Genomic DNA, 12,104 nt, shown 5'->3' on the forward strand with positions numbered 1-12,104 from the left:
CTCTTGAATATGAATAAGCAGGCAATGGTACCGGTGTCTGAGAACGGTTCAGACGCGGCCTCAGAACAACGGGAGTATAGGGAAGAATCAGAGGGGTGTCAACTGTCTGTAGCGGCGACCCCTTGAAAATACCGCTTCAGTTCGGTCTCTGGAATCCCAAGGCAGTAGAGAAGGTTCATGATCCGATCACTGCTGAGGAACCCGTCTGTCTGGATGCTCCCCCTGCCGGGTTTGAAGGCGATGGAAAGCCCGGCATTCTTGATAAAATGGGATCGGGTGGACCCGTCCCCGATGGCAATCACCTGGTCCCTGTTGATTTTTTCCACTCGCATGATGAACTCGAGGATTTCTTCCTTTGTATCGGCGGTAATAACAGGCGCCTCCAATTCACCGGTGATGATCCCGTAGGGATCCACCTGGAGGGTGTTTGAAAATGCATAATCCACCCCGGCCTGCTGATACACCTTTTTCACAAGAAGATCGAATCCGGAGGATACGAGTGCGATCTTGAACCCCATCGATTTCAACACCCGGATCAGCTCGAACGATCCGGGGGTCAACCGGAGCATCTCACTGAACTTCTTGAAATCATTGGCAGGCATGCCTTTCAGCATCCTTGCGGTTTCTGCAAAAGATGTCGGCTGCCGGTCTCCTCCATCCGGGGACAGCATCGATCGATCTATTGATGAAACGCTCTCCCGAATCTTTTCCATAAAACCGTGGAGGGAAAAATCGTCAAGGAGGGTGGATTCCAGGTCGAATACAACGAGCTTTTTCATCTTGCTGAAGACATCTTCGCTCTGGACGACCACGCTTTGGTTCAGACGGGCACACAGGTCTTTGAGCCCGCTTTTCCATGTGTCTTCGGCCTCAAGGCCTTCCGACGATTCGCCGGCGATCATTGTGCTCACATCTATGAGCATTTCCATGGAGAAGAATTTGCCCCTGGCGATCATCCTGCAGCTTTCGATATTAATGTTCTTCTTGAGAAAAAAGCGTGAAATGCTCGCAATAATTCCGGGGCGATCCAATCCCAGGACCGTGACCAGATGGTTTTCTTTTTCAGATGAAGCGGTACGTGCCTCCGGGTCATACGCCCCTACCACCACCTTCAGCCCGGTCTCGTCTTCAATGGTTTTCAGCCGGGCCAGGACAGAGGACGTCAGGCCGGTTGAACCGGGAAAGTCGATGATAAGAAAGATGGAAAACAGTCCCCTCCGGCAGCTTTCCTCCACATCAATAATATTGCCTCCCAGCTCAAATACCCTGTCGGTAATCCTTGAGACCAGCCCGGGGGCGTCCAGGCCGATAGCGGAAAGACTGATGGTCCTCTGTGCACGGTTCATGTCATCCCTCACATAAATCGGGTTTGTCAGGTTGTTGAGCCCTTTGAGTCGGGTGATTCCTTTATTCTTTAATCGAAAAAAACATACAGCTCTTCCTGGTAATACCTCCCATTCAGGACCTGTCCCGGGCCGAACCGTCTGAGCCTTTTCCTTTTCAGGAAGTCGGCCAATCGTTCGTTGATCTCTTCCAAAGAGGCCTGTCCCCTGAACAGGGTAATGGGGACATTCACGTTAATCGGCCGTGCCGGGATCAGATGGCGGGTTGCCTTGGGGGCGAACCGCCTATTGTGGTTTACTGCATCTACTACCATTTCCTTGGAGATCTGGGGCGTCCAGATCACCATTTCATCGGATCTCAGGCCTTGGCAGAAATTCTCTTCCTCTACCGCCTGACATGGAATATAGTCCACTGTTTTCCCGGACCGGATGAGCCGCTTTTGGATCCTTTCCACAAGGTGGTATGCATTGACCGCATCTTCGGCCATGTGTCTCTGGAAGCTGACCGCTGCAAAATAACGACCCTGCTGAATGCCGCACTGCAATCTGTTTTTTCCCAGGAGGCTCCGCAACGCGCCGGCATCTTCCACCTGTTCCAGTCTTCCGCCCATCTCCGCGATAAGCCGTTTCAGCGAGTCTTCATTCCTCATCCTTCCCAGTCGCCTGAACCAGTAACGCAACTGAACGGCCGGATTAAAGTAATCGATTCTGCATACCAGAATATGGTTGAATCCGAGTTCTCTGAAGACAAACGCACGATGGTGTCCATCCAGAACCATACCGTTCTTGTCCACGATAATCGGGTTCTGCAGGTCTGCCCAGTTCCTGGACTCCAGAACCAGGTCATTGGCCTTTTCCGGGATCACTTCTTCGTGCAGCAGCAAGGATGCCACCGGCATGATTTCCAACTGCAGTTTCAGGCGTCCCGTATCAATGACGACCATGGTCTCTGTCACCAGTTCCGATGGTTCAGGATAGACCACACAAAATGGCGGAAAAGCTGCTTTTCGACGGCCGGATGCAGCCCGGAAATGACGGGCAACGCCCGGTTACCTCCGGCCCATTGAAGCATCGCAAACTCTCGGCCATGTATGCGCAGTGTCGACCCTGTTGGAGAGGTTCGGCGAAGGTGAAGCGCGCAAGGCCCATCGGAAAGCAAGACGTCCTCTGATCCTGCCGGCCACCCGGGACTCACCCAACGGCCGACACGCATGGGGGAGACGGCGGCCAGGGCCTTGATTCCGTTTTTCATGGCGGATGTCCCTTTGGTCATGTTGATTACCATTTTCCAATTAGTACACGATCTCCACGCCTCTGTCGAGCTGCTTGTTTCCGACCCCTCTCAGGAGCTGCCTTCATTCACCAAAGGCTGACATATTGCCGTTGAATTTCTCAAAGCGATGAGGTATCCTTTTTATAAATTTAGACAACAATAAGGGATGATATCTCCTCACAAAGGCACCAGTCAGGGGGTTCATCGTCGGCCGATGCGGGCCGGAAGAATAGGCGCAGGGGCATTGTGACAGGCGGATAAGAGAGGCGTTGAAGTAAATCAAAAGGGAGGGGGTACCCTGGGCAGACGACATCAACAGATACGAACAGAGGGCCTGAGTCGCTTTCTCGTTTATGTGCTGGGACACAGACCGGATGAGTTCGGCCTGGTTCCTGACAGGGAAGGATTTGTCGCCCTAAAGGAACTGCTCCAGGCCCTTCACGATGAAGCGGAGTGGCGGTATGTGCGCCGATCCCATATCAACGAGATCCTCATGGGGAGTGACAGAACGCACTTTCAATCCGAGAGCGATCGCATCCGGTCAATGGAATGCCGGTGGGAGCTGGATCTCCATCACCCGCACTTGTCCCCGCCCAGGATCCTCTTTACGGCCATCCGGCGAAGGGCGCATTCCGTGGCCGTGGAAAAGGGTCTGAAAGGTCCCGAAGGCAGGCCTCTGGTGCTTTCACCCAACAGGGATATGGCCGTGAAGATCGGGCGCCGGCGAGATCCGGACCCGGTGGTTCTGGAGATCCTGGCAGAGGCGGCAGTGGAGAAGCGGACTTTGTTCTATTTGTTCGGGGACCTCTTTTTGAGTCCGGATATTCCGGCCCGATTCATTGCCGGTCCCCCGGTGCCCAAAGAGGTGCTGGAGGATCGAAAAGAGAAAGACAAATCCACCCAGAAGCCTTTCAAAGCACCGCCGTCTCCCACCCCGGGGACCTTTATCCTGGATTCCTCCAGGGACCCAGATCTTTATCGGAAGACAAAGGGAAAAAAGCAAAAAGGATGGAAGGAGGCGGCCAGAAGGATGCGGAAGCAGACAAAAAAATGAACGTCGAACATCCGGTTGGACGCCATGTCTGTAATCGCCCGTTGCTGGACAATATGCCGAGATGTTTTATCTTAGGGCTTAAGACCCCCGCGCGCCTCCAGAACATTCTTGGGCTTTGCGCCATATCTTTTTAGTTGCGGCCGTTGGGCCGCCTTGGGATTGTTGCATGCGATTGGTGTTATTCAGTATACGCAGAAAAGCAAGGTGGTCAGCCTCAGCGTTGCTGTGGGGCGTTCTATTTATTTTTATTGCTGAAGCAGGGTATCCTATGCAACCTCCTCCGGAACCTTTGAATATCCCCAAGTTGAGATGCCTGATCTCAGAGGCCGATCTTATTGCCGTGGGAACGGTTACCGGGCTCATGGAAACCGAATGTACAAAGGGGGGAGAAAGAAGAAAGACCGTATCGGCTGCCTTGAGCGTGGAAATGCCGCTGAAAGGCGATGTGCTTTCAGGCAGCCCTATCATGATCGAAGAAACCTACCCGGCTCCTGATTCGCTGCTTAAGCCTCCTCCTGAGCGGTTGGCAAAAAATAACAATGCACCGGAAAAGGCTGTTGTCGGCCTGAGGGCGGGGCCGAGTCGTTACCATGGAAGATATGCGCAAGGCGGCCGAATCATCGTATTTCTGAAGGATATCAAAGGGACCTGCGGATATACGCCCCTCGGCTCCGGCACCTATGACAAACACCTGTGTGAATTTCTGATAGAGACTGACGGCATTAAGGCGCTTTATTTCAGATTCGCCGACGATGTATTGCCCCATGTGGGATCAGAAGACGAATTCATCGGGTTAATCAGGGCGTTAATCAACTCAAGCCCAGACAAAGGGAGTGAATGATGGCTAAGACCTTAAAAAATATTCTTTTTTGTTTAACCGTTTTTATTCCGGCATGTTGTGTCTTGATTTTTCCGGCGCTTGCAGACGATTTTGCTACGGGAAAAATACCCTTAAATCCGTACGGCATCCGCTCACCCAACCCGTATGTTGTGAACAGGGTTATCGAGGATGGAAACCTTATCGATGAGGTCATTGTCCCGGGCCGGCCGAGTCCCCCGGAAGGCTTCAATGATCAGGTTGCATGGGTTCTGGAATCAAATGTCGCCGCTGGGACGAACATTATTGCCAATGTGCCTGCGCTGACCTGGGTTTTCGGGTGCTCTGCCACGTCCGCCGCCATGATGTTCGGCCATTATGACAACGCGGGGTATCCCAATATGTACGCAGGCCCCACAAATGGGGGCGTGTTCCCAATGACGAACGCCGTATGGGGTACCGTGGCAATTAACGGGGAGACACGGGCATTATGTCCCCTCAGCGCCACACGCCTGGGTCTTGACAATCGAACCGTCAATGGACATGTGGATGATTACTGGATAAACACGGGCGATCCGGGGCCGGACCCGTTTATCGGTAACTGGGCAGAGCATCCCCATGGCGAATGCACAGCCGATTTTATGGGAACCAACCAGTCTTCATTTGATAACGAGGATGGATTCACGAGATTCTGGTTTTATCCCAACGGTGCCCCTCTCTATGATTATACCGCCTCTGAACCGGCCAAACGGGACGGCTGCCACGGTCTGCGGCTTTTTGTCGAATCCAGGGGATACGCCGTACAGGCCTCGGGGAATTTTTCCCAGTATATTTACGGCTATAACGGTAATACCCAAGGGTATGCCTTTGCTGATTACAAGGCTGAAATTGACGCCGGCCGGCCTGTTATGTTGCATCTTGAAGGTCACACCGTGTTAGGACATGGATATGACGATGTCACATCGACTGTTTTCTTCCATGATACATGGGACTACAGCGACCACGCAATGACCTGGGGAGGCGTCTATTTAGGCATGCCGCATTTCGGCGTGAGTGTGCTCCGGCTGGCTCCGATTGCCCCGGTTCCGCCTGCGGCGCCGGCATTGATGCTGTCGGTCTATGGAACCACGGTTGTGGGTTTATGGAATTCCGTGCCCGAGGCAGCCGGGTATATCGTCTCTTACGCCCCGTATCCCTATACCGGTCCTGAGACAATCGGAAGCTTTGATATGGGGACCCAGACGTGGTTTTCAGTCGAGCTCTGGAGGGGAGCCGCCTTCTACGTGGCTGTCCAGGCGTACAACAGCGCTGGACGCAGTGATTATTCCAATCTCTTGTATTTTATTATGAATTGATCGACCCCACCCCAGGCAGAGGCGGGACGAACCCGTTTCCCGCTCGTTTTTCTTCTCCAGACCCGGTCTCCCACGCAGGGCGTGGGAGACCCAATCAACACTCCCGGGCCTGACGGCCATCATTCAGGCAAAGACCGGTGCATCTGCACAGATACCGATTCCAGTATTCCAGAATGCCTCAATCCCTGAATTCCAGAATTCTTCAATCCTTTTCTAACGGTCTCTGATACCCACACCCCTTTTTCCGGCAGACCAGGACCGACTCGCCGCTTTTTTTGTGCCTGATGCTCAACACCGGGGTTCCGCAGGTGGGACAGGTATCGTTATAGGGTTCATCCCAGGTAGCAAAGGTGCAGTCCGGATACCTGTTGCAGGCATAAAATTTCTTTCCCTTCTTGGATGTCTTTTCCACCAGCATCCCCTGACAGTCCGTTTCAGGGCACGGCACGCCCGTGTTCACCGGCGCCGGGGTCCAGATGTTCTTACATTCAGGATATCCGGAGCATGCCACAAACGACCCGTATTTCCCGTTCTTCATCACCATGGGCCTGCCGCACTTTTCACAGACGCCTTCCTCCTTGCCTGTCTCGGCAGGGGTTTCGAGGATTATCCGGCCCTTTTCATCCCGGGTAAAATTGGCGGTGTTTCTGCATTCAGGATATCCGGTGCAGGCCAGGAAGATGCCGTTTCGCCCTGATTTGATGGCCATGGGCCGATGGCATTTCCGGCACATGATATCGGTCATGACCTCCCCCTTCATCTCATTTTGCGCCTTTTCCAGGTCCTTTTCAAAGGAGCTGTAAAAGCGCTCCAGGATGTCGGTCCATCGGGTTTTACCCTGTTCTATCCTGTCCAGATTGTTCTCCATCTGGGCCGTAAATGCCATATCCATGACATCGGGGAAACTCGCCACCAGGAGATCCGTTACCAAAAGTCCCAGTTCCGTCGGCCTGAAGCGCCCCTTTTCTATGGATACGTACTCCCTCCCGCTGATATTGGCCAGAATGGCCGCATAGGTGGAGGGCCTGCCGATCCCGTTTTCCTCCAACGCCCTGATGAGCGTCGCTTCTGTAAACCGGGGCGGGGGTTGAGTAAAATGCTGGGCCGGATCCAGTTTAATGAGGGTAAGGATCTGATCTTTCTCCAACGGAGGAAGTTGCGCTTCTCCGTTTTTTTCATCCCCGGCGTTGTCCATGCCCTCCTGATAAAGGGTCGTAAACCCCGGAAACACCATTATTGATCCATTTGCCCTGAAGGCTGCCTTCCCTGCATGGATCTCGGCCTGGGTCTTGTCCAAGATGGCCGGGTTCATCTGACAGGCCACAAAGCGCTTCCAGATAAGGGTATAGAGGGCCAGCTGATCTTTCGATAGATAGGTGGCCACACTTCCGGGCTCAAGCTCTGCAGAGGTGGGTCGGATGGCTTCATGGGCTTCCTGGGCCCCCTTACGGCTCTTGAACCGGTTCGGCGTTTCCGGGAGGTAATCTTTGCCGAAGTTTTTTTGAATCAAGGTGCGGGCCTCTGAAACAGCGTCATCCGAAAGCCGGAAAGAATCTGTTCGCATATAGGTAATGAGCCCCACCTGGCCCCGGGCTCCCAGATCCATCCCCTCATAAAGGGCCTGTGCCACGGACATGGTCCTTTTTGCAGAAAAACGCAATCGACGGAAGGCCTCCTGCTGAAGAAGACTGGTGGTGAAAGGCGGGGGGGCATTCTTGCGGGTTTTTTTCTTGGTTACCTGTGAGACCTTGAATGGAAGGTCCTTTACTTCCGAGACAATCTTGAGCGTCTCCTCCTCCTTTTGCAGATCCATCTTTTTTCCGCCGTACTTAAAGAATCTGGCCTCAAAAGGGGGGGGCTCGCTCGATTGCAGGTGCGCCGTGAGGGACCAGTATTCCTGGGGATCGAAGGCCTGGATCTCACGCTCCCTGTCGCAGATCATCTTGACGGCCACGGACTGAACCCGGCCGGCGCTCAGACCCCCCTTCACCCGTTTCCAGAGAAGCGGGGATATCTGATAGCCCACCAGACGATCCAGTATCCTCCTGGCCTGCTGAGAATCAAACTTATTTCTGTCAAGTTCCTGTGGTGAAGCAACGGCCTCTCGGATGGCCTTTGCGGTGAGTTCGTTAAAAAGGACCCGGAATATCCGCTTGTCTCGGTGGCCCGTGCCCTTTTTCAGCTCATCGGCAATGTGCCAGGCGATCGCCTCTCCTTCCCTGTCAGGGTCGGGGGCCAGGTATATGGCTTCGGCATCGTTTCCGGCAGTCTTCAATTCTTTCAGGATCTTACCTTTCCCTTTGATGGTAGCGTATTCGGGGGTGAAGCCGTTTTCAATATCCACCCCCAACTTGCTGACGGGAAGATCTTTCACATGTCCGACAGAGGCCATGATCTTGAAGTCAGGTCCCAGATACTTCTTAATGGTTCTGGCCTTGGCGGGCGATTCAATGATGAGTAATTTTTTTGACATCCTTGTTATCCGTTGCAGTTTATGAGTTCACTGAGTTTATTGAGTTGTTTGAGTTACAAAAAGACGCAGGGCACGGGTCGCAAGGGGCAGGAAAGAGATCCTATCTCCCGCCATCTGTCATCGCACAAACATCCTGCCGGGAAGCTGTCTCACGATCCCTTCCAACTCCATTTTCATCAGGATGCCTGCCACCTTCCCCGCATCCATGTTCCCCATCCTTACAATGTCGTCCATGTGCACGGGATAATCTCCGATGATCTCATAAATTTTTTTCTCGAATTCGGTCATCTCCCGCAATGTCCCATCAGGATTTTTAGGAACGGGTTTTTCCGCGTCCGATCTTCCCAAAAATCCGAATTCGGCCAATATGTCATCGGCGTTTTCAATCAACTTGGCCCCCTGCTTGATCAGAAAATGGGAGCCGGTGCTCTTGAAAGAATCGATACTGCCGGGCACGGCGAATACCTCCCGGCCCTGTTCCAAGGCTGAGGATGCGGTGATCAGGGACCCGCTGTTCCGGGTGGCCTCCACTACCACCGTTCCCCTGCTCAGTCCGCTGATAATCCGGTTGCGGATGGGAAAATTCCTGGGCTCGGGCGGGGTCCCTATGGGAAATTCCGACACAATGGCGCCATTTTCCTCTATTCGCTCGAACAGCGCCCTGTTGGACTCCGGATACACCACATCAATACCCGTCCCCAAAACCCCTATGGTAAACCCCTTTCCCATGAGACACCCATTGTGAGCGGCAGCATCGATCCCCTTGGCCAGTCCGCTGACCACGCCTGCGCCCCTCAAGGCCAGGCCCGAGGCGATTTTTTCCGCCGCCTTCCGGCCGTAGTGTGTCGGGTTCCTCGATCCCACCACGCTGATCAACGTCTTTTGCAGCGGGATCTCTTTACCCCTGATGTACAATACCATGGGAGGGTTGTAGATCTCTCTTAGGAATACAGGATATGACGGGTCACTGTAGACGAGAATCCTGGCATTGACCTCTTCGGCCTTTCTTATTTCACCTTCGGCCTTCGTGTCAAGTGCCCGGTGCTTGATTTTTGCGGCAATATCCCTGCGCATCCCTTCTATCCGCATCAGGTCTGGGGTATCTGCCTGGAAGACCGTTTCCGGATCGCCATATGTCTCGATCAGCCTTTTTATCACGGCATTGCCCAGGCCCGGAATCATGTAGAGGGCCAGCCACGCCAGTCTGTTTTCCTGCGACGTGCTCATGGTCTGAAATCAGTCCTCTCGGTTGCCGGTTACTCGGATGCGGCAGGTGATTGTGCGCTTTCCGCCTGTATTCAACGGCCGCTGATCCGTGTTGCCGGTTGAAAACCCGTCAGCGGGAATGCCCGCCCTTTGAACCATGACCCCAGTGAATCAACGAACCGGACAAACAGCCTCAACAAACTCCCCAGACGAACCTGCGGCGGCGCTGATGCATAGAATCTCCCCGGGGCATCGGAGTGTACATGCATGTCCATTTTTCGGATGCGTCAACGGGCAAACCCGATGGTTCTCAAAGGTGTCGGGATGGCGGGAGTATAAAACAGGCGTACGTGAATTCGTCAAGGGTTTTCTGAATTTTGTAGCAACCTATCTATCTAATGAGCATTTCGGCATTTTTGACAAGATAAGGAATGCCTCGGGCAGATCGGTTTGAGAACCGATTTCCTCTGTCAGCCGGTTCAGAACATGCAGCGGGTGATTTTCAAGATCTGCGTCATTATAATCCAGGCCATAATGAATCAAGAGCTCTCTGAGATCATGCTTTAAATCGATGCCCTTGAGCCGGGTGCCGCGATAAAATTCTCTTTTTGCCGTAATCACCAGCCCTGTGGAGGTGCTCGGTCTGGACTCCAGGACAAGGAGATATCCCAGCACCTGATCCGGAAGGGACGGCTCTTTGGGCTGATCAGGTTGCCCGCGGCCCACAATCTGAAACAGATTGCCTCGCTGAACGCCGTGTTTGTGGCCATGATTCATGTAGAGAACGGATAGCTGACCCATCACCTGGCTCATATCCTTGGCGGCGACCACCGCTATTTTAGAGGCCTCTAATTTGTCCGGCGCTTCCTGTTCAAGGCTGGAGAGCTGGATGCAGGGAGATACCGGTTGAAAAGGGATTACAGGATCCCCCATCTGCATCGGCTTGTAGCATTCCACAATTTCCGCCTTGTATAATAAGGGGGTGACCTCTGTTTTCAGAACAACCCTCCCCAGAAATGAGATGACATATCCCAGGTCTCTTCCGGTAAGGGGATGGTCGATCTGGGACGAGCTGTTGAACACCGTATAGAGGTCTCCCGGTTTGATCGCATGTCCTTTTTCAAAGGTCACATATACCGTATCCCCCCGGGCCAGAAGAATCCTTTCGGTTTCATCTGAAAAGAGGCGTCCCCAGGGTTTCAGCTTTCCAGGTGAGAGAAATCCGAGGGCATCCATCTGGGTGAATTCCGAGACGTCAATACCTGTTCCGGACGGATTCTGCGATCCCCGGTCCATTCCCGACGGGTGGGGAACGGACTGTGCCGAGAGCCCGCCCGGGAGGAGCAGATGAAGAAAAACAATGCCTGCGCCGATCAATAGGCGGATGGCGTGCGTGTGCGTGTTCAATGTCTTCTCCTCGATCGAGAAATCAGCGCATTCCCAAACAGATGCTTTCCCCGATGAATCCCCGAAATGGGAGCCACGGAAATAACCGTAACGCATGATGTGGCTGGTGAGTTTTCTCCATCCCGCGGTCATGCCTCACCCGGTTTCGAATATATTCCACATGGGGGCGGGTCGAGCATACAAGGCAGTGGATCTGTTTGTCAAGCCGCATGAACCGCGGTCGGAAATCGGCTTGCAAGATGGTTGACATCTGGAGCGTAATTGCCTAAAAAGGACCGACAATCCTATTTGGCGAGAGTGGCGGAACTGGTAGACGCGCTGGACTTAGGATCCAGTGGGGTAACCCGTGGGGGTTCGAGTCCCCCCTCTCGCACCAATCAAGAATATCAATCACTTACATGCCTCCCTGTTGTAACGCATTTTCACCAAAATTGCCGATTGTAACGGTTTTTGCAGCGGTCTGGTTTTCAAAGCAGGCTTTCTTTTATGCATTGATCGGCCGATAATTCGAATATAAGGCAGCTCCGAATGGATGATTTTCGTTGCTTCGATGCCATCCATCTTGGGCATGCTGATGTCCATCAGGATCACATCGGGTTCAACCTCCCTGGTTTTTTCAATTGCCTCCATTCTATCTGCCGCTTCGCCGACGATATCGATATCGGAGTGCAGGGTGAGCATGGTGGAGGGTCCCTGACGAACAACCGTATGGCCGTCAACCAGAAGAACCCGGATGCTGTCACCGGTCTTTTCCCTCTTGAAATTGGCAATTACTTCCCGGACGCGGATTTCGCGTTCTTCCGGTCCTGTATCCACCGGAACGGTTAGCGAAAAAACAGCCCCATTTCCAGGTGAGCTTTTGATTTCAAATCTCCCGTCCATCATTTCCAGCCGCTCGCGGATGCTGAATAGACCAAATCCTTGGCCTGCCTTAGCCTTTTCCCGGACCACATCCGGATCGCATCCGAGTCCATGATCTGTTACGGTTATGCGGAGATGGTTTTCGGCATCCGACGCCATTTCAACCCGTGCCGATTTAACTCCAGCGTGCTTGACAATAGCACTCCACCACATTACGAAAATTCATTCTATCTGGCGCGCTTGCCGCCTCCCTTGCAGACGGTGAAACAAAACAGGGACCGGCATTCGATACCGTATAGGCCGGCACACAAACTC

9 protein-coding genes and 1 tRNA gene are annotated in these 12,104 nt (G+C 53.3%); 4 read left to right on the forward strand and 6 right to left on the reverse strand.

What is annotated here, in order from left to right; genetic code table 11:
* Window positions 1-98: 98 nt before the first annotated feature.
* The gene (locus K9N21_16335; protein ID MCF8145485.1) at window positions 99-1,346 is read right to left on the reverse strand and encodes an HAD-IB family phosphatase; all 1,248 of its coding nucleotides are present in this window, start codon (window positions 1,344-1,346) and stop codon (window positions 99-101) included.
* 68 nt (window positions 1,347-1,414) lie between these two features.
* Complete coding sequence (locus tag K9N21_16340) at window positions 1,415-2,287, reverse strand: hypothetical protein (protein ID MCF8145486.1); 873 nt, start codon at window positions 2,285-2,287, stop codon at window positions 1,415-1,417.
* Between the two features lie 684 nt (window positions 2,288-2,971).
* On the opposite strand from K9N21_16340, the gene K9N21_16345 reads away from it, so the two are divergent.
* From K9N21_16345 to K9N21_16355, 3 genes are all read left to right on the forward strand, one after another.
* Window positions 2,972-3,670 (forward strand): hypothetical protein, encoded by a 699-nt coding sequence (locus K9N21_16345; GenBank protein MCF8145487.1) that lies wholly within the window; start codon window positions 2,972-2,974, stop codon window positions 3,668-3,670.
* Window positions 3,671-3,938: 268 nt separating this feature from the next.
* Window positions 3,939-4,511 (forward strand): hypothetical protein, encoded by a 573-nt coding sequence (locus K9N21_16350; protein ID MCF8145488.1) that lies wholly within the window; start codon window positions 3,939-3,941, stop codon window positions 4,509-4,511.
* 62 nt (window positions 4,512-4,573) lie between these two features.
* Window positions 4,574-5,842, forward strand: coding sequence for a C39 family peptidase (locus tag K9N21_16355; GenBank protein MCF8145489.1), 1,269 nt, complete (start codon window positions 4,574-4,576; stop codon window positions 5,840-5,842).
* A gap of 202 nt (window positions 5,843-6,044) precedes the next feature.
* Here K9N21_16355 and topA read toward each other — a convergent pair whose 3' ends face one another.
* The 3 genes from topA to K9N21_16370 form a co-directional block, all read right to left on the reverse strand.
* Window positions 6,045-8,315 carry a type I DNA topoisomerase gene (topA, locus tag K9N21_16360; protein ID MCF8145490.1) on the reverse strand — a complete coding sequence of 757 codons (2,271 nt, stop codon included), beginning with the start codon at window positions 8,313-8,315 and terminating at the stop codon, window positions 6,045-6,047.
* Between the two features lie 117 nt (window positions 8,316-8,432).
* Window positions 8,433-9,542: a DNA-processing protein DprA gene (gene dprA, locus K9N21_16365; GenBank protein ID MCF8145491.1), complete on the reverse strand. Its 1,110-nt coding sequence runs from the start codon at window positions 9,540-9,542 to the stop codon at window positions 8,433-8,435.
* A 366-nt stretch (window positions 9,543-9,908) separates the two neighbouring features.
* A complete protein-coding gene (locus tag K9N21_16370; protein MCF8145492.1) occupies window positions 9,909-10,928 on the reverse strand; it encodes a hypothetical protein in 1,020 nt (339 codons plus the stop codon).
* Window positions 10,929-11,219: 291 nt separating this feature from the next.
* Between K9N21_16370 and K9N21_16375 the strand changes: the two genes are divergently transcribed.
* Window positions 11,220-11,304, forward strand: a tRNA-Leu gene (locus tag K9N21_16375).
* A gap of 14 nt (window positions 11,305-11,318) precedes the next feature.
* On the opposite strand, the gene K9N21_16380 is transcribed toward K9N21_16375, so the two are convergent.
* Window positions 11,319-11,948, reverse strand: coding sequence for a response regulator (locus K9N21_16380; GenBank protein ID MCF8145493.1), 630 nt, complete (start codon window positions 11,946-11,948; stop codon window positions 11,319-11,321).
* Between the last annotated feature and the right edge of the window lie 156 nt (window positions 11,949-12,104).

It is taken from the genome of Deltaproteobacteria bacterium (assembly GCA_021737785.1).
Taxonomy (GTDB): domain Bacteria; phylum Desulfobacterota; class DSM-4660; order Desulfatiglandales; family Desulfatiglandaceae; genus AUK324.